19 protein-coding genes are annotated in these 21,203 nt (G+C 58.7%); 15 read left to right on the top strand and 4 right to left on the bottom strand.

Annotated features, from left to right (window positions below):
• Positions 1 to 389 precede the first annotated feature (389 nt).
• From V6765_RS23590 to V6765_RS23530, 13 genes are all read left to right on the top strand, one after another.
• Positions 390 to 1,313, top strand: a complete 924-nt coding sequence (locus tag V6765_RS23590; RefSeq protein WP_448433047.1) for an ArdC family protein — start codon at positions 390 to 392, stop codon at positions 1,311 to 1,313.
• 81 nt (positions 1,314 to 1,394) lie between these two features.
• Positions 1,395 to 1,757 carry a type II toxin-antitoxin system RelE/ParE family toxin gene (locus V6765_RS23585; protein ID WP_448433046.1) on the top strand — a complete coding sequence of 121 codons (363 nt, stop codon included), beginning with the start codon at positions 1,395 to 1,397 and terminating at the stop codon, positions 1,755 to 1,757.
• Positions 1,754 to 2,050, top strand: coding sequence for a helix-turn-helix domain-containing protein (locus V6765_RS23580; protein WP_448433045.1), 297 nt, complete (start codon positions 1,754 to 1,756; stop codon positions 2,048 to 2,050). The genes V6765_RS23585 and V6765_RS23580 overlap by 4 nt, the downstream gene beginning before the upstream one ends.
• Positions 2,051 to 2,346: 296 nt before the next feature.
• Positions 2,347 to 4,308 carry a ParB/RepB/Spo0J family partition protein gene (locus V6765_RS23575; protein ID WP_448433044.1) on the top strand — a complete coding sequence of 654 codons (1,962 nt, stop codon included), beginning with the start codon at positions 2,347 to 2,349 and terminating at the stop codon, positions 4,306 to 4,308.
• A 90-nt stretch (positions 4,309 to 4,398) separates the two neighbouring features.
• Positions 4,399 to 4,992 carry a hypothetical protein gene (locus V6765_RS23570; protein WP_448433043.1) on the top strand — a complete coding sequence of 198 codons (594 nt, stop codon included), beginning with the start codon at positions 4,399 to 4,401 and terminating at the stop codon, positions 4,990 to 4,992.
• 60 nt (positions 4,993 to 5,052) lie between these two features.
• Positions 5,053 to 5,313 (top strand): antitoxin, encoded by a 261-nt coding sequence (locus V6765_RS23565; protein WP_448433042.1) that lies wholly within the window; start codon positions 5,053 to 5,055, stop codon positions 5,311 to 5,313.
• Positions 5,310 to 5,714, top strand: a complete 405-nt coding sequence (locus tag V6765_RS23560) for a type II toxin-antitoxin system VapC family toxin (RefSeq protein WP_230721878.1) — start codon at positions 5,310 to 5,312, stop codon at positions 5,712 to 5,714. The genes V6765_RS23565 and V6765_RS23560 overlap by 4 nt, the downstream gene beginning before the upstream one ends.
• 125 nt (positions 5,715 to 5,839) lie before the next feature.
• Complete coding sequence (locus tag V6765_RS23555) at positions 5,840 to 6,088, top strand: type II toxin-antitoxin system RelE/ParE family toxin (RefSeq protein ID WP_448433066.1); 249 nt, start codon at positions 5,840 to 5,842, stop codon at positions 6,086 to 6,088.
• Positions 6,089 to 6,100: 12 nt separating this feature from the next.
• On the top strand, positions 6,101 to 6,400 hold the full coding sequence (locus V6765_RS23550; RefSeq protein ID WP_183488856.1) for a HigA family addiction module antitoxin: 300 nt from the start codon (positions 6,101 to 6,103) through the stop codon (positions 6,398 to 6,400).
• Between the two features lie 75 nt (positions 6,401 to 6,475).
• On the top strand, positions 6,476 to 7,054 hold the full coding sequence (locus V6765_RS23545) for a hypothetical protein (protein ID WP_448433041.1): 579 nt from the start codon (positions 6,476 to 6,478) through the stop codon (positions 7,052 to 7,054).
• Positions 7,055 to 7,220: 166 nt separating this feature from the next.
• Positions 7,221 to 11,579, top strand: a complete 4,359-nt coding sequence (locus V6765_RS23540; RefSeq protein WP_448433040.1) for a strawberry notch-like NTP hydrolase domain-containing protein — start codon at positions 7,221 to 7,223, stop codon at positions 11,577 to 11,579.
• Positions 11,576 to 12,622 carry a DUF7146 domain-containing protein gene (locus tag V6765_RS23535; protein WP_448433039.1) on the top strand — a complete coding sequence of 349 codons (1,047 nt, stop codon included), beginning with the start codon at positions 11,576 to 11,578 and terminating at the stop codon, positions 12,620 to 12,622. Before V6765_RS23540 ends, V6765_RS23535 begins: the two co-directional genes overlap by 4 nt.
• 275 nt (positions 12,623 to 12,897) lie before the next feature.
• The gene (locus V6765_RS23530) at positions 12,898 to 13,818 is read left to right on the top strand and encodes a DUF2493 domain-containing protein (RefSeq protein WP_448433038.1); all 921 of its coding nucleotides are present in this window, start codon (positions 12,898 to 12,900) and stop codon (positions 13,816 to 13,818) included.
• 57 nt (positions 13,819 to 13,875) lie between these two features.
• On the opposite strand, the gene V6765_RS23525 is transcribed toward V6765_RS23530, so the two are convergent.
• The 3 genes from V6765_RS23525 to V6765_RS23515 form a co-directional block, all read right to left on the bottom strand.
• Positions 13,876 to 14,217, bottom strand: a complete 342-nt coding sequence (locus V6765_RS23525; RefSeq protein WP_448433037.1) for a DUF736 domain-containing protein — start codon at positions 14,215 to 14,217, stop codon at positions 13,876 to 13,878.
• A gap of 313 nt (positions 14,218 to 14,530) precedes the next feature.
• Positions 14,531 to 14,863 (bottom strand): hypothetical protein, encoded by a 333-nt coding sequence (locus tag V6765_RS23520; protein ID WP_448433036.1) that lies wholly within the window; start codon positions 14,861 to 14,863, stop codon positions 14,531 to 14,533.
• Positions 14,864 to 15,509: 646 nt separating this feature from the next.
• Positions 15,510 to 16,040, bottom strand: coding sequence for a winged helix DNA-binding protein (locus tag V6765_RS23515; RefSeq protein ID WP_448433035.1), 531 nt, complete (start codon positions 16,038 to 16,040; stop codon positions 15,510 to 15,512).
• A gap of 119 nt (positions 16,041 to 16,159) precedes the next feature.
• On the opposite strand from V6765_RS23515, the gene V6765_RS23510 reads away from it, so the two are divergent.
• Positions 16,160 to 17,251 carry an LLM class flavin-dependent oxidoreductase gene (locus V6765_RS23510; protein ID WP_448433034.1) on the top strand — a complete coding sequence of 364 codons (1,092 nt, stop codon included), beginning with the start codon at positions 16,160 to 16,162 and terminating at the stop codon, positions 17,249 to 17,251.
• Positions 17,251 to 17,736 (top strand): flavin reductase family protein, encoded by a 486-nt coding sequence (locus tag V6765_RS23505; RefSeq protein WP_448433033.1) that lies wholly within the window; start codon positions 17,251 to 17,253, stop codon positions 17,734 to 17,736. Before V6765_RS23510 ends, V6765_RS23505 begins: the two co-directional genes overlap by 1 nt.
• Positions 17,737 to 18,103: 367 nt before the next feature.
• Here the strand turns inward: V6765_RS23505 and V6765_RS23500 are convergent, their stop codons facing one another.
• On the bottom strand, positions 18,104 to 21,199 hold the full coding sequence (locus V6765_RS23500) for an alpha-mannosidase (RefSeq protein WP_448433032.1): 3,096 nt from the start codon (positions 21,197 to 21,199) through the stop codon (positions 18,104 to 18,106).
• Positions 21,200 to 21,203 lie beyond the last annotated feature (4 nt).

Below are 21,203 nucleotides of genomic sequence, written 5' to 3'. Positions count from 1 at the left end.
CCTTTAAACGAATAATGAAGGTCCGGTCAGCGATTCAGTCGGTCCCGCCTTGCGTCCTTTGGACGTCGTTTCGCTAAGGCTCCTACGGCTGCATTCTCCGCCGTCCGGACCCGTCGAGAATTCCCGCGCTCCCGGCTTGTCAGCCGTCACTATGTTGAGCGCTCCGATACTCTCCATTTCCTTTTTGGGGCCTCCCAGCTCGTTTCGAGCTGGTCGTGGTGCAATGCTCGATTCTCAGACCGGCAACAGTATCAGACCATCATCGAGGCCGCTGATCTGTCCGAACAGGAACCTTTGTCTCGGGTCGAAAGAGATAGAGACCGGCCGGAGCCCGATGAGCGGGCTCAAAAGGAAGGGAAAGCTGTTCCGGCCTGCTCGAAAAAAGGAGCATGACCGTGAACAGAGAAAACACCGGACCCGATATCTATCAACTCGTTACTGATAGGATTATCCAGGCAATCGAGGCAGGCACTCCGCCCTGGCAGAAGCCGTGGACGGGTGGCGCCGGCTTTGCGGGCTTCCCGCGCCGCTCAATCGGGGAGTTCTATAAAGGCATCAATGTTGTCATCCTGTGGTGCATCGCTGCCGAAAATGGATACCGATCGACCTATTGGCTGACCTACAAACAGGCAAAGGCCATGGACGCCCAGGTTCGCCGAGGTGAGAAGTCCGCTCCCGTTGTCAAATACGGCACGTTCGAAGTTGATGACCCCGATAGAGGCGAAACTGTCGTGCGGCCATATGCGCGTGGCTATCGCGTATTTAATGCCGATCAGATCGACGGTCTGCCGGATTACTTTTACGGCGCTGACCCGGACGAACCGCGCGACCTCGGCACGGAACCCAATGTGGAGCTGGATCGGTTCTTCGCCGCGACCGGTATCGAGATACGAACGACTGATGAACCTCAGGCGTTCTATCATCTTCTCGATGACTATGTGCACATGCCACCAATCGCAACGTTTCACTCAGCCAACGGATACTATGCCAGCCTCGCTCATGAAATGATTCACGCGACGAGCCATAAACGCCGGCTTGATCGCGATCAGAGATTTACCCGCAAATCAGAGTTGGCCTTTGAGGAGCTTTGTGCCGAGATCGGTTCCGCCATGCTTTGCGTTTCACTCGGGCTGGTCCCTGATTTCGAACAGTCTGCGGCATATGTCGAGAGCTGGCTGCGATCACTGAAGGACGACAAGAAATTCATCTTCCGGGCCGCCAGCGAGGCGCAGAAGGCGGTCGATTGGATGCATGCGCAGCGGGCACAGGATGAGGACGAAGGCGAAACTTCCATCGGAAGCATAGCGGCTTGATCGCTTGACACCTGAGAAGACAGTACGGTTCACCCGTACTGTCTTCTTGCAAAAGGTACGGATAGCCCGTATATAAAGCGCATGCATACAGTTATCGAAACGCCCGCTTATCTGGCATCGGCCAAGGACGAAAATGTTTCCCGCGAGGAATTGTCCGCGATCATCGATCATTTCGCCCAAAACCCCGACGCCGGCGACATAATACCGGGAACGGGCGGGGCTAGAAAACTCAGGTTTGCGCGGCCAGGGATGGGAAAGCGCGGCGGATATCGGATTATCACATTTTATGCTGACGCTGATATTCCCGTTTTTTTGCTCGACATCTACAGCAAGTCGTCTCAGGCGAATTTGAGCAAAGCGGACCGGAACGAAATGAGGGCGATTTTATCGGCACTGCCTGATGAATTTCGCAAGCAGGCAAAAAGAAGGAGCACGAAGAAATGAGCAAAGCAGGTTCGAGAATGTTGGAAGGCGCGCGGCAGGCCCTTGCTTATGCCTCCGGTGAAGTCGATGTTGCGGATTATGGTATCCATATTCCTGAAAAGGTTGATGTTAAAGCGATCCGCAAGCGACAAAACCTTTCGCAGAAAGTCTTTGCGGCCCGTTTCGGCCTTTCAGTCGGACGGCTGCGCGATTGGGAACAGGGGCGCTCGGAGGTTGACCCCTCGTCGCGGGTGCTTCTGACTGTGATTGATCGTGAACCCGCCGCCGTCGAACGGGCTTTGCAGAGGCATTGACCCGCGTGCCTTGCCCGGAATTTTCCGTGGATCAAACGGGCTTCGCCACTGCGCGAAGCCCGTTTTTTGTTGCGGCACCTGCCTCGTACAGGGGTTTCGCCAAAGTGGGGCCTTGGCTGCGAAATTGCCGCTGCGCATTAATGCAACATATATAAGAACAAAAAACAACCGAAACGTTGATTTTGTCAACGGTACCGGCTCCACTCATAGATAGAGCAAGAGTTCAGCGAAGCCCGGTTGCCGGGCTTCCAAAAGGAGAGAAAGACTTTCCTCCCGGCCGATACCGGAGAACAAGAATGAGCTCTAACGACATCAAGATCATCCCCGTCAGGCAGCTCGCGCTCAGCCCGCACAACGTTCGCAAGACCGAGGCCGGCCCGGCCGCCGATGCGGAGCTGAAAGCCTCGATCAAAGCCGACGGCGGCATCAAGCAAAACCTGCTCGTCTATCCCGCAGGCAAGAACAAGTTCCTGGTCCATGGCGGCGGTCGCCGGCTGAAGCAGCTGCAGGCGCTGCTCGAAGAAGGCGCGCTGCCGGGCGACACGGCCGTTCCCTGCAAGGTCGAGACCGAAGAGCAGGCTATCATCAGCTCGACCACGGAAAACGTCGTGCGTGCCAATATGCACCCCGCCGACCAGTATGAAGCCTTCGCGGCGATGATCGAAAAGGGCTATAAGGCCACCGAAATCGCCAATCAGTTCGGCGTGACCGAAAACCTCGTGCAGCGCCGCCTCAAACTGGCCGAGGTCGATCCGGTTCTTCTCACGGCTTTCCGCAACGACGAGCTCTCCCTGGATGCGCTGACGGCGTTCACGATCTGCAAGGACCGGAGCCGTCAGGTCGAGATCTTCGAGCAGCTCAGGTCTACTTATCACGGTATCAACGCCTATCAGGTTCGCCACCTGGCTACGGAGGACGAAGTGTCGGCGAGCGATAGTGTCGCCCAATTTGTCGGCGTCGATGCCTACACGGCCGCCGGTGGAACGGTGCGCAGGGATCTGTTTTCCGAAGCCGACAACGTTGTTCTGGAAGATGTTGCTTTGTTGCATCGTCTGGCGACCGAGGCATTGAACGCCGAGGCCGAGAAGCTGAAAGGCCAGTGGAAGTGGGTCGATGTGCATCTCTCGGTCACCTATGATCAGTATGTGCGCTATGGTCGGGAATACCCCCTCCCCGTCGAGCCTGCGCCCGATGATCAGGCCAAGCTCGATGCCTTGAACAGCGAGATCGAGCAGATGGAGGAGATCGGAGAGGAGGCCTGGACCGACGAGGTGCAGGCGCGCTGGGATCAACTTCATAACGATCTGGATGCGCTTTCCGCAGACGTGAACCGGTCGGAATACACCGATGAACAGCGCGCCCGGGCAGGCTGCGTTGTTTCCATCGACCACCGCGGAGCGTTGAGGGTTGAGGCCGGCCTGGTGCATCCGGACGACAAGCGACAGCAGGTTCGTTCTGGTGGTTCTGAAGCGATGTCGGCCGAGGAAAAGCGCAAGGAGGCTGGCGTGTCGAATTCGCTTTCGGCGGATCTGCGCGCCATCCGGCATCAGAACCTGCAGGCCCACCTTGCCAGCGACTATCAAACCGCCTTTGACGCTATGCTCTATTCGATGATCGTCCGCCTGCCCATCGCCTATGCCGCCGCGCCGATCGATATCTCGATGCGTCAGGCGGAGGTCTTCAAGAGCCGTGAATATCTGGAGGATACAGTCGCGGCTGCCATGCTTGAGGAAATCAAGAGTACGCTCGACCTGTCATGGATCTCGCTCGAAAGTCCACAGGACTTCATCACGATGTCCGCGCTGCCGATGGAAAAGAAACAGGCTTTGTTCGCCTGGGCAACAGCGCAGGCTGTTCAGCAGCAGTTGGCGAACGACGACCATAGCTCGCCTGTTCTTGAGGAGATTGGACGGCGTTGCAGCACCGATGTTGCATATTGCTGGCGTCCGGACGCGAAGAACTATTGGTCGCGCGTTCCGAGAAAGCATGCCCTTTCCGTCGCTGCAGAGGTTATCGGGCAGAAATGGGCAGATGAGCGGCGCGATTTCAAGAAAGACGCGCTGGCCGCTTCGATGGAAGCTGCTTTCCGGGAAGGCGCTGACGAGCGTGTCGGCATTGATCCGGAAACGGCTCGACGCACAGCGCGTTGGTTGCCCGAGGGTATGGCCTTCGAAAGTTCCGATGAGCAGCCGCAGGGCGTGGTCGAAAACCCGGAACCCGATGTGCTGCCGGCGTTCCTGAAAGCCGCCGCTGAATAGATCTCATCACCACCAGGTCTCCGGGGGACGGTCGCTCTCAAGTTAGAGGGCGGCCGTCTTTTCCGTGAACGGAAAACAAGAGCGAGAAAGTTGTTTTCTCCGCCGTTCGATACGGAGACAAAACCCATGCGAGCTTACAGACCGAAACGTGAAGACTTCATTCCCGAAGGTGCTGACGTGCGTTCCGATCCGGAATCCGATGCCGTCGCCTATCTGTTCGAAAACCGCGGCAGGCCGTGCGCCAAGCTGTTTGTCGGCAAGCGTGCGCGCCCCGAGTGGCATTATTGGTTCAAAACTCCGGAAGCGCGAGACAAGCGGATCGAAGCAGGCTTTCGGGACCGCCGCAGGACACTTGCGAGCAAGACGCGATATCGACCGTCTAATGCAGGCATCGAGGTCGGCCATATCTTCGTGGCGTCCTGGGGCTATGATCAGACAAACGTCGATTTCTGGCAGGTCACAAAGCTCATCGGCAAATCCATGGCCGAGGTCCGGCCGATCGGATCGCTCGACGCGTCGAGTGAAAACGAGGCGCCGTTGACCGAGCATGTCGTTCCACATGCCGATCACTTCATCGGTCCTGCGCGGCGCGTCAGAATTTCCAACAGTGGCTTCAGCCCGGAATCCTTCATTCATGCCCGTCTGTGGGATGGAAAGCCGTGCTACGCTTCGCACTATGCTTGAAATCTCACATCCGGCCGAGTATATGCAACAGTATATACAAAATTTTGACAGGAGGTTATCATGCCCCAGCCCCAAGCGTCCGAAGCACGCGAAGCCAAGTTGTTTCGCAATAACAAGAGTCAGGCGGTCCGTATCCCGGCCGACTTCGAACTTCCGGGCGACCGTGTGCTGATACATCGGGAGGGAAGCCGACTTGTGATCGAACCTGCCCCCAACAAAGATCTTCTGGACATTCTGGCGCGACTGAAGCCGCTCGGCCCTGATGACCAGTTCCCCGACGTCGATGAGACCCTGCTGCCGGCAAGGGAAATCGACCTTTGAGCCGTCTTTACATGCTCGACACGAATATCGTGTCGGATCTCGCGCGTAATCCGGCCGGCGCCATCGTCGGCCATATCGCTGATGTCGGGCAGGATACGATCTGCGTCAGCATCATCACCGCGGCTGAGCTGAGCTATGGCTGTGAACGCAAGGGATCTGCCAAGCTGACGACCCAGGTCGAGGCCATTCTTGGCGGCATGCAAATACTCGCATTGGATGCGCCAGCACATGCCCGGTACGGCCGCATCAGAGCAGGCCTCGAAGCTGCCGGTACGCCGATCGGTCCAAATGATCTGCTGATTGCAGCCCATGCCTTGGCTGTCGATGCTGTGCTGGTAACGGCCAATACGCGCGAATTCCTGCGGGTGCCCGGTCTCCAGGTTGAAAACTGGCTAGCATGAGCCCAGTCCCGGAAAATGCCAGATCGTTGCTGCTAGGCCCTTGAGGAGGCCTCGCGACATTTCCTGAGCATACAGCCAGGGCCAACCCGGCAGGCCACTTCATCGGGTAGGCCCGGCGCGTCAGAATCTCCAATAGTGGCTTCAGCCCGGAATCCTTCATTCATGCCCGTCTTCACAAGCGAATCCTGCTGCGCCTCGATGCTTTGGACGCGGCTTCACGGCCGGAGGATCTAAACATTCCCGGCTTCAATTTTCATAGCCTCACCGGTTTTAGCCCAACCCGCTATACGGTGCATGTCAATGGCCCGTGGTGCGTGACATTCGAGTTCGAGAATGGTGACGCCTACGTGGTCGATTTTGAACAGTATCACTGAGAGGTGACGATTATGGCCCGCAATCCTGACCGCTGCCCGTCGCATCCGGGCGAATTGTTGCGTGAAACCGTTATTCCGGCCACGGGCAAGTCCATCAGCGAGATCGCCCGTATGCTCGGTATCTCGCGCCAACAGCTTCATGCCATTCTGGCAGAGCGTAAGCCGGTCAGCCCGGAAGTAGCTGTTCGGCTTGGCAAACTGTTTGGTAATGGCGCCGGCCTCTGGCTGCGCATGCAGAGTGCCTATGACACCTGGCACGCCGAACGCTCCGTCGATGTGTCCAGCATTCCGACGCTCGATACGGCAGCATAAAACATCGCAGCCATGAGCGCCGCCTCGATGTTCGAGGGCGGCGCTTTCGCCGTGTATCTGAACAAGGAGCACGGCATGTTTGAACTGCACCGCGAAACCCTTCATGACAAGACAATCCGGATCGTGCCCGATCCCGATCCGATGAACCCGCGTATCGAGCGCGACACGTTGGGCACGATGATCTGCTGGCATCCCCGCTATAACCTTGGAGACAAGCACAGCTATCGCGACAATCAGGAGCTGTTTATAGCCCTTGCCGATTATGAGGATGAAGCGCCTTTCAATCTGGAAGCGATCGAAAAACGCGCTCTGCGAAACGCAATTATCCTGCCGCTCTATCTCTACGACCATAGCGGCCTGACGATGAACACCACCGGATTTTCCTGCCCATGGGACAGCGGCCAGGTCGGATACGTTTTCGTCACGCTCGAAGACGCCCGACGTGAATTCGGCGCAAAACGTCTGTCTTCCAAGATGCGCGAGCGCGCGCTCGACATTTTGCGGGCGGAAGTGGATGACTACGACGCCTATCTTCGCGGAGACTATTGCGGTTTCGAGATCATGGGCGACGACGATGAAGTCATCGATTCATGCTGGGGGTTTTCAACAATGGACGACTGCCTGGCGGAGGCCCGTAACGTTCTCGCCGCATAGCCATCGGCCCACAGCCACAAGTCAAAAGCCGTCCGAACAACCGGGCGGCTTTTTCTATGTTGCTGTTCGTCTTCGGACCAAAAGCAAGAGGGGGACCGGGAAGGTTTGAACCTTCCCAGGACAGAGAAAGGGGAGGTCTCAACCGTCAACCAAGCCGGAGATCCCCATGACCATCGTCGAAGCCGTCACGACCGGAACCCCCGTCACCGATCATCCCGCCGCCATTTTGAACGCAGCCAGGATCTTGTTGCCGATCCTCGAAAGCGGGACCAGCATCTCGTCATCTGCGTTGCGAGACGCCATGGAGCGAGCGTCAGGCGGTTCCGATACAGACGGAACCTGGCTGTGGAAGCACGCCTATGAGGCTGCCGAATGCGCCCAGGTTCTGTTCCTGAAAAGATACGGCGCCACCATGCGCAAGCAGGCGAAGACGCCGCAGCAATTGGTGACGATGATCGAGACCATCGCCAGCCTGTCGCCGAGCCAGACGAAGCGTTCCGATGAATCTCAGGCTCTTCAGCAATTTTCCACTCCCCTGCCCCTGGCATTCGCCGCCGCGCATGCGGCGGCGATCACCGCCGACGACCTTGTTCTCGAACCGTCGGCCGGCACGGGACTTTTGGCTGCTTTCGCCGCCATGGCCGGCGCAGACCTGCATCTCAACGAGATTTCGCAAACGCGCGCAGCCTTGCTGGGTGAGCTGTTCGCGGGATCAGATGTTACCCGCCATGATGCCGGCACAATCCATGACCGGCTCAACCCGTCGGTCGATCCGTCGGTCATTCTCATGAATCCGCCTTTTTCGGCCGCACCGGGCGTCACGCGCCGTTACAGGGCCGCGACTGCGCATCACTTGCGCTCTGCCCTCGCCCGTCTTCGTACTGGCGGTCGCCTTGTGCTGATTTCCGGCGCTTCCTTTACGGCGCAGTCGCATTCGTGGCGTTCGTTTTTTAGCGATCTGCAGCAAACGGCTTCAGTTGTCTTCACCGCTTCGATTTCGGGCAAAGCCTATGCGCGGCATGGCACGACAGTCGAAACGCGCGTGACCGTGTTCGACAAGGTGCCGCAGTCGGTCGAGTCTCGGGCGTTTGCGCGCTGCGAAACCGCAGGCGCGCTGCTGGACCTTGTGGTCGAGCACTGCCCTGCCCGGCTGGCAACGACGACGCCCTCGACAACGTCGCACCCGGCTCCGGTCGCCCCGGCATTGGCGCAGATCCGCGCCAATGCACGCGCGGCCGTCAAAAAAACCGCAGCGGATCCCCTGGACAACGCCGAGATCTGCGACGTCGCCTATCGGGCCCGCGACGACATGAGCGTCGACGGTCAGGGCTCAGATGAAATCTACGAGCCCTACGAGGTTCAGACGATCGCGATTGATCACGCCAAGCCGCATCCCGGCGAACTGGTCCAGTCGGCCGCCATGGCGTCCGTACAGGCCCCGCTTCCTTCTTATCGGCCCCGCCTTCCAGCGCAGCTGATAGCCGATGGCGTCTTGTCAGCCCCTCAGCTCGAAACCGTGATCTATGCCGGCGAGGCCCATGAGACGTTTCTGAAAGGCACTTACGATGTGGTCGATGACTTTGCGTCGATCCAGCCGGCAAAGGCTGAAGCCAGCGCCTTTTCGGTCGAAGCGCTGCCGGAGGACGCCTCGAAGACCGTCCTGAAAAACGCACGGTTCCGGCGCGGTTTCTTTCTCGGTGATGGGACCGGTTGCGGCAAGGGTCGACAGGTCGCGGCCGTCATCCTCGACAACTGGTTGAAGGGACGCCGGAGGGCGCTGTGGATCTCGCGTAGCGATAAGCTCATCGAGGATGCCCGGCGTGACTGGCAGGCGCTCGGCGGCGTGGCCGCCGATATCATCTCGAGTTCAAGTTTTCCGCAAGGACGGTCGATCCCTGATCAGCCGGGCATTCTGTTCGTGACCTATGCCACGCTGCGCAGCCAGGCCAGGCAGGACAAGAAAAGCCGCCTCGCCCAGATCCTCGACTGGATCGGTCATGACTTCGACGGCGTGATCGCGTTTGACGAAGCCCATGCAATGGCCAACGCCGTCAGCGCCAAGGGCGAGCGCGGCGAACGCAAGCCGTCGGCGCAGGGTCGCGTGGGTCTTCTGCTGCAGAATGCCGTACCTAATGCGCGGGTTCTCTACGTTTCGGCAACCGGTGCCACAACGGTCAGCAATCTGGCCTATGCCTCACGGCTCGGCCTCTGGCAGACCGGTGACTTTCCTTTCAGCACAAGGGCCGATTTCATCGCGTCCATGGAGGGCGGCGGGATCGCTGCCATGGAGGTGATTTCACGCGACCTGAAGGCGCTTGGCCTCTATACGGCTCGCCTGCTTTCATTCAAAAATGTCGAGTATGATATGCTCGTCCATGACCTCACCGAGGCACAGACCGAGATCTACGATGCCTATGCCAACGCCTATCAGGTCATTCACCAGAACCTCGAAAAGGCATTGGAAGCTGTCGGCATTACTGCCGATGGAGCAACGCTCAATCCGCGCGCGAAGAGCGCTGCGCGATCGGCGTTCGAGGGCAACAAGCAGCGGTTCTTCAACCATCTGATCACCGCCATGAAATGCCCTTCGGTTTTGCAGGCGATGCAGGCGGATATCGATGACGGCCACGCGCCCGTCGTCCAGATCGTATCGACAGGTGAGGCGCTGATGGAACGCCGCATTGCGGAAATCCCGCCGTCGGAATGGAATGACCTCAACGTTGATGTAACACCGCGCGAGTACGTACTCGACTATCTCAACAGCTCGTTTCCGACCCAGCTTTTCGAAGCCTTCGAGGACGAGAACGGGGAACTGCGCTCACGCCCTGTTCACGATGCACACGGCAATCCGGTTGTCAGCCGTGAAGCGGTCGAGGCCCGCGACGACCTGATCGAGCATCTTGGCGCCTTGCCTCCAGTCCAGTCGGCCCTTGACCAGATCATTTGCCATTTCGGGACCGAACAGGTCGCCGAAATCACCGGCCGCTCGCGCCGCATCGTCAAGACGCGCGACGGGCGCATGAAACTGGAGCGCCGGCCGGCATCGTCGAACTACTCCGAAACCGACGCGTTCATGGGCGACAGCAAGAAAATACTGGCATTTTCGGACGCTGGCGGGACCGGCCGTTCGTATCATGCCGATCTTGCAGCGACGAATACGCGCAAACGTGTCCACTATCTGCTGGAAGCCGGATGGCGCGCGGATGCGGCCATTCAGGGGCTTGGACGCACGCACAGGACCAATCAGGCGCAACCGCCCTTGTTCCGCCCCTGTGCGACCAATGTGAAAGGCGAGAAGCGGTTCCTGTCCACGATCGCACGTCGCCTCGACAGTCTTGGCGCCATCACCAAAGGTCAGCGCCAGACTGGCGGTCAAAATATGTTCCGACCGGAAGACAATCTTGAGAGCGACTACGCCCGCGCGGCATTGCGCCGGTTCTTCAGCCAGCTCTATGCCGGCAAGATCCTGTCATGCTCGCTGACGAAGTTCGAGGAGGTGACCGCTCTGGCGCTGACCGATCAGGACGGGTCGCTACGCGAAACCCTGCCCCCGATCAGCCAGTTTCTCAACCGCTGCCTGGCGCTCACGATTGCCATGCAGAACACGGTGTTTGAAGCATTCACCCAAATCCTCGACGGGATCGTCGAAGAGGCGATCGAGGCTGGCACCTATGAGGTCGGCCTTGAGACGCTCACGGGTGAACGCTTCACCGTCAAAAAGCGCGTGCCGATCTACGAACACGGTCACAGCAAGACCGAGATCCTGACGATCGAGAGGCTGACCCGAAACAAACCGATGTCGCTCGACGATGCGCGCCGGTTTCTGGAGCGTCAGCCTGACGCCCAAACCTATGTCGACAAGAAGACCGGCGCCGCTGCCATTGTTATCCCATCGGCGACCTGGTTCACCGAAGCGGGCGATCCGATCCGGCGCGTGCAGTTGATCCAGCCGATGTTTAAAAAGGCGATGCACCGATCGACTCTGGCGGATTCCAGCTGGAAGCCCGTCGAGCGTGCTGCGTTCGAAAGGGCATGGGCGACCAAGGTCGAGACCATCCCCCAATTCGACACATCGACGATCACGATTGTCGCCGGCCTTCTGCTGCCGATCTGGCAGCACCTTCCACAGTCCAACACGCAGGTCTACCGCCTCACTGCCGAGGACGGAGAGCGTATCCTGGGCCGCATGCTGACCCATATCGATGCGGTCAATCTCGCGGCTCAGCTTGGCGTTTCGGATGCCATCAAGCTTGATCCCGAGGAGGTGCTGAAAGCCCTCCTCATTGGCAATGCCCAATTCACATTGTTCAATAAAATCAAGCTTCGGCGGTCGAAAGTGATGGATCGCCACCGCATCGAGATGCTAGACTTCAAACCGGGGGATTTGAAAGCTTTCAAAGCGCTTGGCTGCTACACGGAGACCATCGCATGGAAGACACGCCTTTTCGTTCCGGACGACGAAAGCGTTCTCGCAAAAGTGCTGGAAGGCACGAAAATCGTCGCAGTCAGGGAGAGGTGGACATGATTTCTGCCTCTCAACTTTCCGATCAGCTCGCTGCGCGAACCGAACAGTTCTGCTGTACATATCTGCCCGCCGGTCGGCGGGCGGGAAACTATTGGCAGGTGGGCAACAAGTACGGTGACGCCGGTAGATCCATGGCCGTGCGTCTTCAAGACGCTGGCGCGCGCAAGGCTGGCAAGTGGGCCGATCGTGCGACCCATGAGTATGGTGATCTTCTCGATCTGCTGGAGAGCATCGTCGGGACAGGCAGTTTTGCCGAAACCTGCAAGGAAGCCCGTCGTTTCCTGAATCTGCCGGAGGTGTCGGCTGATCCTGGACGAGCCGCGAACGATCACGAGAAGCCACCCTCCAATGTCGATCAGGTCGAATCCGGCCGCAAGCTCTTCTCCTACGGCAAACCGTTCAAGGATACGCCCGTAGAGCGCTATCTGCGCGGGCGGAATATCAGCCGCTTCGGGCCAGCCCTCAAGTATCATCCCCGCGTTTTCTTCCGCGATGAGGACGGTCAGTCCCGGCAGTTGCCTGCCATGCTGGCGGCCGTGACGGATAATGACGGCGCGGTCATGGCATGTGCGCGGACCTTGCTCGATTTGAAAAGCAACACTGTCGCGCGCATCACCGAACCCAAGCGGGTTTCGGGGCAGCTTTACGGAAACGCCGTGAGGTTTCACTCAAGCAGTGCGGGCGGCGACATCATCGCCGGAGAAGGCATTGAAACAGTGCTGTCCATCGGCTCGGTGTATCCGGTCGCGGAGCTGGCCGCTTGCCTGACGGCAACGCATCTGTCTCTGTTCGATCCGCCATTGAGCTGCACGCGGCTGTTCATCGGCCACGACAACGATGATGCCGGCGAACTGGCAAGTCGCCAGTTGCGCAGCCGGGCCGAAGAGCGAGGCATCGAGGTGATCGATCTTGTGCCGACGCTCAACGACTTCAACGACGATCTGCGCAAGTTGGGCAGGCAGGTCCTGCGGGAAAACCTCGACCGGCAGATCATGGCGGCGATCACCAGACCGGTACCATGGGCTGGTCTGCGCATGCCATAGCAGTTGGCCGACGCACGGTCTCGCCTGACAAGTCGTTTTCCGTAGCGGCTTGTATGGCTTTGGCGATGAACCGAAAGCCGACCGCAAAGGCGGTCTGACAGGACAAAGGACAACCCCGCCCTCTCAACAAAAGCGGTTTCCACCCTCAGTGGACCCTCCCCTTTTCTTTTCGGTTGGGGTCCAGCGCTAGCGCTCGGCCCTACGGGTGTCAGCCCTGCCCTTTCGGTTCTGTTATCGCCCCATACAAACCGCAAGGAAAACGAGAGGACGAACCGATGAACGCCTACACAACCGAAGTTCAGCAGCCGCAGAGCCCGACCGCGCACCTCCTCCAAGAAATCGCCCTCTTTGGCTACCGCCCGAGCGGCGATGAGCACGACTACCGCCCTCTTCCCGACGCAGAGGCTGTTGAGATTGGCGTCGCGGGCATCTTCGAAAGCCTTGAAACCATGTTCACAAACACCCGGCTCGAGGACGAACTGTCCGAGGTGCTGTGGGCCGTCGCCAATGTGTTTCACCGCCGTGTGACCCGAGCGCAGAAGAAGCTCGACGACAATGAAGCCGAACAGCGAAGCTTGATCGCCGTCCAGGATGGCAGTGAGATCAGCAGCGTCGAACTGGAAAGGAAAGCTGCCGAAGGGGATACGCTGACTGAAATGCGCAATGCCTTCGAGGCGATGCGAGATCTTGCCGCGGATCACTATAGGGTAAGCGTCGGCTGTGAATGGCTGCCGCGCACTGGTTCAAAGACCTCGTTCAATGGGCTCACCGCAGCGGTTATCGACAGTCGCGACTATCTCGCCAGGAAGCGCCACGAAGAGAAGGAAATCTATTGCCCGACCGGCACCAAGATCGCGTTCACGGGCGGCGCCGATTATCAGGACCACGAGGCCATCTTCCATGCTCTCGACCAGACGCACAAGAAGTACCCGGATATGGTTCTGATCCACGGCGGTTCGCCCAAGGGGGCCGAGCTCATCGCCGCCAAATGGGCAGAACTTCGCAAGGTGGCGCAGGTGGTTTGCAAGCCCGACTGGACCGCGCACCGCAACAAGTCCGCGCCCTTCAAGCGCAACGACAAGATTGTCGAAATGATGCCCAAGGGGATGATCGTCACGCCCGGTAATGGCATCAACCAGAACCTGGCCGACAAGGCACGCAAGGCAGGTATCCCGCTCATGAAGGTCGGCTTTTAGGTCGACCTTCATCGCATGGAGCAAAAGGGCAAACGCAGAAGCGCTGGCCCGTATTGATCAGGGCATTCGATCTCGCCAGAAGATCACGGACATCAAATTATCATCAGTTTCGCCCGGATATTTGCCAAGGTTTGCACGCACGGTGCGGCCTGGCATGTGAACGGACATCTGAAGGTATTCCTGCCCCTGATCATTCTTGCGCCGCCAAACTGCGCCGATCTCCACCTCCCGGTCTTTCGGGGTTTTGCCGTAAACGCGATATGCAGGTGAGCCTTCATTGTTGCTGTCAAGTTTGACGCCGCGAATATTTTCATCGAATTCCAACGATGCGATATTGCCTTCAAATGTTTCGCCGCTTTCGTTGAACCGGACATAGTTCAAGCGTTCAGAATCCTTCATTCTTGCTCCGTCGATTGCATCAGTTTTCAACGGTCCGCCATGGGCAAGGCGCCCAGTCCTTCCACGGGAATCCAAGTTTTCCGTGGGCAAAGGAGGGGCGCTGAACGCCCGATGGCTTTTCCGTCGCTGTCACGACAAATCTGTTGGGATGGCGTGGCCGTAGGCGAAGCCGAAGCCCGGTTAGACAGATGTCATCGGCCTTGCAGATGCTTGGTCATTGACCGCGAAGGGAAAAGATGGCGGCGGACTTCGAGACAAAGCCGCGGCCAATTGGCCGCTACCTCATTGCTGGAAGCACTCTGCGCGCGATGGTTTAGCCCGCAGTCGCCTTATCAGTCGACGTTGTGATGTTCTGAGGAGAAAGAGGCAGGAATGCGACCGTTCGCGGATCTTCGGTGAAGTTTGCTTCGAACGGGCCATCTGGCAGTGACACACTTAGATGCAGATATTCATTCCCGTTGGCGTCGAAACGCTTTCCGATGCCGCCGATCGGGACCTTTCGACCGCGCGGTGAGTATCCGAACATATGGAAGTTGTACGGTCCTGAAGGTTCACCAATAATATGATAGAGGGTACCGTTATGATGAATTTCACCCTCAAGGCTGGCTTCATTTGTAAAGCGAAGAAAATTGCGTGCTTGAGGCATGACGGCTTCCCGTATTCGATGCATTTCAGGGGTGATTTACACCCTTTAGTCAAGCGACTAAAATGCGGGGTGTCAACAAAACCGGACATTTCAATGACAGTTATCGCTAAGACTTTCGTCTAAATGCTAGCGGACGACGACGTTTGTGCCTCGCCGATACGGCCATATAAATCAATGACATCGCTATTGAGTAGCCGGCTACGACCACTTGACAATGACTTGCCAATCGAAGACGGATCCGTTGTGCTTGGCACAGCGGATCGGCTTATCTGAACAGGCTAGGACTAGTTCGGCAGTGGTTTGCAGATTCATTTATGCCGCCGCTGATACCGCCTGACGCAAGCCTGCTCCAGTGTCTTGTGGCCAAGGGATCAATGCGGATAGCGGTTGTGGTCTACCCGTGCTTCGAGGCCTCAGGGTGCTCTGCCCTGCTAGCCTCCTGAATCCCAAAACCCAACCTAAGGGGATGCCATCGCGATTCCGACTAGCGCTGACAGCGCTAAACAAAGCCTCACCATGTCAACACTCTCGAAATGAATGGCGACAGCTATCGTCTCGCCCAAAGGGCTGGCTGAAACCCTTCAAAAACGCAACGCAGGTATTAGGCTCGCTCGGGGTGTGCACTTCCGCAGGTCTCATGCCAGCGTTATCGACGGTAGGTTGCCGCGATACGGGAAATCTCTTCGTAGATGCCAGCAAGGATATTCAGGCTCTGGCCAGCCTCTTTCAAGCGGGCGTCAAACTCCGGCAGGCTTGCGATCTGCTCGATCAGAAGCCGCTTTCGGATAGCGCCGTAGTCATCCGTGATCTTTTTTCCTTCCGCTGTCGCCTGATAGGTCACGCCCGAGCGGCCTGAGCCCTGCTTTTCAATCAACCCCGCCGCCACGAGCTTTCGCATCGAATACTGGATATTCGGAATGTCGTCCCGGTTGGCGAGACGGGCCAGCTCCTTGATGCTTTTAGCCCTGTCGTTCATGCGAACCATGTGCAGCAATGCGTTTTCCGGGCCGGTCGCCTCCACATCGCTGACAGAGGCCAGACACTCCGCCTGCCAGCGTCCGAACGCTTCGAAGCAGCGCATTAACGCGAATTCCAGCTCGGTGCAAACGACCTCCACATCAGTCTCTGAAAGGTGCCAGTGATAATTGAGTTTCTGATCGTTCGCCTTGCCGGTCATCGGTTCCTCTTGGTTTTTCAATTCGAATATAGCGGCGATTCTGTTTGACGGAAGGCAATTTTGCGTCTAGCTTTAAATAGACTTTACAATTTAAATACTATTCTAAATGGAGGGGATCCATGCCTACCAATATGATGAAAGACAAGACCGGCTTTAAACTCGGGACGTTTTCGTCCAACTGCTCGTCCGGAATGACAGTCACCAAGTCGCCGTCCCGATGGGTCAACAGTTGGGAAAACAACCTCAAACTCGGCCAGATGCTGGACGATGCAGGCATCGACTTCATGCTGCCGATCGCCCGTTGGATCGGTTACGGCGGTGAAACAGACTTCCACGGCAGTGTTCTTGAGACAATCACCTGGGCGACCGCGCTGCTGGCCTCGACCAAAAACATCACAGTCTTTGCCACGGTGCATACGGCCGCGAACAATCCGGTGGTCGTCGCCAAGCAGATCGCAACGATGGATCATGTGGGCAACGGCCGCGCGGGCCTGAACATTGTCGCTGGCTGGAACAATCCGGAATATGAAGCCCTGGGCTTGACCCTGCCCGACGATCACGAAACTCGCTATGGCTACGCCCAAGAGTGGTTCGATGTGGTCGAAAAGCTCTGGACCTCGAAAGACTACTTCGACTGGGAGGGCCAGTATTTCAACCTGAAGCATGTCGCCGGCGACCCCAAGCCCGTCGACGGCCGCCCGCCCATCCTGAACGCGGCAGGCTCGGCAACCGGACGTACCTTTGCCACCGACAACGCCGACTATCTGTTCACGCCGGCCATTGACCTCAGTCGTTCGGTTGACGAAATCAGGGAACTGAAGGCGCAGGCGGCCGAGAAGGGGCGCGACGTCGGCGTTCTGACCTTCAGCCATGTCATCTGCCGCGAGACGGAAGAAGAAGCAACTGCCCTTCGGGACCGACTTATGGGCGACCTGGCCGACTGGGAAGCGGTGGACAATCTGGTCAACCTTCAGTTCGCTCACGCGCAATCGTTTCCCCACGACCTACTGGCCCAGATCAAGAACCTCTTCGCCATGGGCCACGGCGGCTTCCCGCTGGTCGGGACTCCGCAGCAGGTTGCCGAAGGCATCCTCAAGCTGCACGAGACAGGCTTCGCCGGAACGACGCTCTCATTTGTTGATTACGTCGAGGAGTTCCCCTATTTCCGCGACAAAGTTCTGCCGCTCCTTGCTGAATTCGGTATCCGGTAATGGAACTCGTACCGTCCAAAGATTTCACCAGCGCTATGCGGTTGGTGGTGGGCAATTGTTCCGTGATCACCGTCGGTGAGGGAGAGGACATTTCCGGCCTTCTCGTCACATCGGCCATGTCGCTGAGTGCGGATCCGCCGATGGTACTCGCCTGTGTCAACAAGGCGTCCTCCAGTTGGCCACTGTTGAAGAAATACCCGAGATTCGGGTGGTCTTCGCTCGGTCCGGAACATCGAAAGGTTGCCGAGAACTTTTCCGGGTTTGGCGGAGTCAAAGGCGCAGAGCGATACGCCGGGGCCGTTTGGCGCCCAGCGGAAACCGGGGCTCTGCTTCTGGAGGGTGCACCGGCGGCTTTTGATTGCGAAGTTGAGGAGATGATCGAGCGGGCAACCCATTCGATAGTCATCGGCAAGGTGCGGGCAATCCGGCAAAACCAGTCAAAGGGTGCGCTGGTCTACTGGAACGGGGCTTTCCAATGCCTATGAGGGCTTGGCGATCAAAGCCTTTAATGTGAAGGCGGGCGGGCGGAGAAGGCTGGCTTTCGCCGAAGAAGCGGTACTCCGCCCACTTACTTAGAATATTGTTCAATAAAATAAGGCCTCCGCGGTCAGAAATGGTGGATCGTCACCTACCCGGACATTGAGGTCGGTCTGGAGGATATGAGGGACGTATCCAAGGCCCCTTCCCTCAAACTCCCCTAGCCGACGCGAGCACGCGCCGGCTTCCGGGGCCAACTTTTGCACCGCCAATCTCAGGTTTTTATAAGTCCGTCCTCAATGGGCTGCTCTCTATTCCAACCCGTGGCAGGTCACCTACCACTTGTCCATGACGGTAAATCCTTTCTCAACCCCTTCAGGACGTGGGCACAAGCCTTAGCGTCTTGATCTCGAAAGCCGAAAACGCGAGTTCAACCTGATCGCCTTGCGGTTCCAGCGCCACGATCGGTTCTTCGAGAAGATCGGTTTCTGCAAAGGCTGTGAGGCCCGAAGCTATTTTGAGCCGCGCCCGCTGGCGCGCGCCGAGACGTTCCCATAGCCGCACGATCAGTCCATTGCCGTCTTCGGCGCGCTTGACCGCTTCGACAGCGATCGCCGGATTGTCGATGACGAGCGGCGGTGACAGCGTATGCGCTGCCTTCGCACCCTCGCCTTCGACGGCCACAAGCGGATGATTGAAACGCTCGGCCATTGCCGACACCGAGGAGACATCCACGCCCTCGTGCGGCGCGATGGCATAGCGGAAGCGGTGTTCGCCCTGATCCGCTTCCGGCCAGGGATAGGTGGGCGAGCGCAACAATGTCAGGCGCACCGTGGTCTCGCGCGCGTCATAACCATATTTGCAATCGTTGAGGAAGGCGACGCCGAAGCCCGGTTCGGACATCGAAACCCAGCGATGCATCGGGCTTTCGAACCGCGCTTCGTCCCAGCTTGTGTTGACGTGCGAAGGTCGGCTGACGTGGCCGAACTGGATTTCGGCCTCGGTTGCCGATGCGTGGACGGCAAGCGGGAATGCCGCCTTCACCATGGTATTGTGCTCGCGCCAGTCGATGAAAGTTTCGAATTCCAGCAAACGACCCTCGGTTTCCAGCGAGACGACCTGCACGATGCGCGAAGCCTCATAGACCCATTCGAACCGGATCGCCGCCCGCCACGGGCCGGTTTCAACGACTTCTGCGCTGGCAAGTCCGTCGATCTCGAAAACCTGATCCTCGAATGTCCGGTCGATATCCCAGGCATCGAAGGCCTCGGGCAGGTCGCGGAAGGCCTGGAGGCGGTTGCCGGTGCCCTTGAGGCATTCCCGTTCCGCCTTCTTGTCGTAGAGCGAGACGAGACGGCCTGCTTCATCGAAGCGCGCAAGGATGTAATCATTTTCCAGCCGGTCGGCGCGCACGGTGAGTGCCGAAGGCGCTTGCGGCAGTGCGCCTGCTTCCGACACCGCAAGGCGAACGGCGCCAAGGCCTGGCACTTCGGCAATCGGAACCGCCTGCCGGTCCGACCCATCGGGCAGCACAAGGGTCTGCGAGGTGCGGCCGGCAACAGCAATGGCCGTGTCCCTGTCGAAATGCACAAGCCCGGTCGTCGCCTGCGCGAAGGGATTGACCACCAGCACTTCTCCCGCGCCGGCAAGACCCTCGACTATACTCCGCCGCAGCACTTCCGCGCGCGCGAAAAAGGTCGCGTAATCCTTGTCGCTGTCGTCATAGACGAGGCCGATGGAAGAGCCGGGCAGAATATCGTGGAACTGGTTCAGCAGCGCGATATCCCAGAGCGCGGCAAGTTCTTCGGCCGGGTAAGCCTGTCCGGCATCGAGCCAGGCGAGGCTTGCGAGCAGTTCGAGTTCGCGCAGTATCGCCTCGGCACGGCGATTGTTGCGCTTGACCTTTGCGACCGATGTGAAGGTGCCGCGGTGGAATTCCAGATAGAGCTCGCCGACCCAGACCTGATAGGCGGAGGGATTTTTGTGCATGCGCGTGACGATCCGCTCCAGCGCCGGGCCCATGTGGCCCTGCGACACGCGGGGGCAGCCCGGTATGCCGCGCTCCATCCGCCGGATATGCTCCAGCATTTCGCGCGTCGGCCCGCCGCCGCCATCGCCGAAACCGTAGACGAGAAACAGCTCGTCATTGGTTTCCTTCTTCGCATAGCGCCGCCATGTGCCCATCACGTCGCTGGCCCGCAGGTCCGGGCAGTACGAGGTCTCGATCGTGGTTGCGTCGGCGGGCTGGGTGGTGAGGAAATAGGTCGGGGCCCTTGTGCCGTCGATACCCTGCCAGAAGAAGGTTTCGCTCGGCATCCGGTTGGTGTCGCTCCACGACATCTTGTGGGTGACGAACACCGAAAGCCCTGCAAGCTTCATGATCTGCGGGAACGCGGCGCTGTAGCCGAACGTATCGGGAAGCCACAATACCCGAGGACGGACGCCGAATTTTTGCTGATGGTAGCGGACGCCGCGCAGGACGTGGCGCACCAGCGATTCCCCGCCCGTGATGTTGGCATCCGGTTCCAGCCAGAGCGCGCCCTCGATCTCGAACGCGCCGGCGCGATGCTGGTCCCCGATCCTTTCGAACAGCACAGGATAATCCTGCTCGAGATAGTCGAGCAGAACACCCTGATTATACATGAAGCGGTATTCGGGATATTCCGACATCAGATGAAGCGCGGTCGCCATCGAGCGCGCCATCTTTTGCCGGGTTTCGCGAATGCGCCAAAGCCAGGCGACATCGATATGGGTGTGGCCCGTGACGGTGATATGCGGGGCAAGCTCGGTATCGGCGGCCTCATAGATGCGGGCCGCGATCGCACGGGCGTGCGCGAGGCTTTCCCGGAACCGCCGCTCGTTTCCGGGACGGTAATCGACGGCCTTGATGGCCTCTCTGACCGTCTTCAGGATGAAATCGCGGCGATGATCGTTGACGTCGAGATGTTTCGCCACGTCGAGCGGCGTTCGGAGATCGTAATAGAGCGCCTCGGTTTCGGTATCATGGAGGAGAAGCCGCGCGCCGAAGCCGAGCTGGCGGCGGTCCTCGATAGTGCCCGCCTCGATCATGATCTCGAAGGTCTCGCCGGCGCAGGCCGCCTTCGTCAGCAGGATCTCGCGGTGGTTATAGTCCGCGCCCTGCACGATCTCGCCATTGATCCGCACCAGACATTGCGGATCGGAACGCCCCATGACCTGACCGAACATTGCCTCGATGCCGAGATAGACCCTTTTGCCCTCAAGCTCAGAGGGGATGGAAACGCTGCCGTGGAACCAGAAATAGCTTTGCGGCTCGCCCCAGACCGTGTCGGCGTCAACCGGCGCCCAGTCCGTTTGCGGCCCCGCGAGCATCGCGGCCCGGTCTGCCGGCGGCGCCTGTTTGAAAACGAAGTCGACAGTGGTTTCGGTCGCCACGAAAATGCGATCGCGCAGTATCTCCACGAAATGCATGAGTTTGGAGAATTCTTTCATCGCG

This window comes from Martelella sp. FOR1707 (genome assembly GCF_053484265.1).
This window is presented reverse-complemented; position numbering and strand designations above follow the sequence as displayed.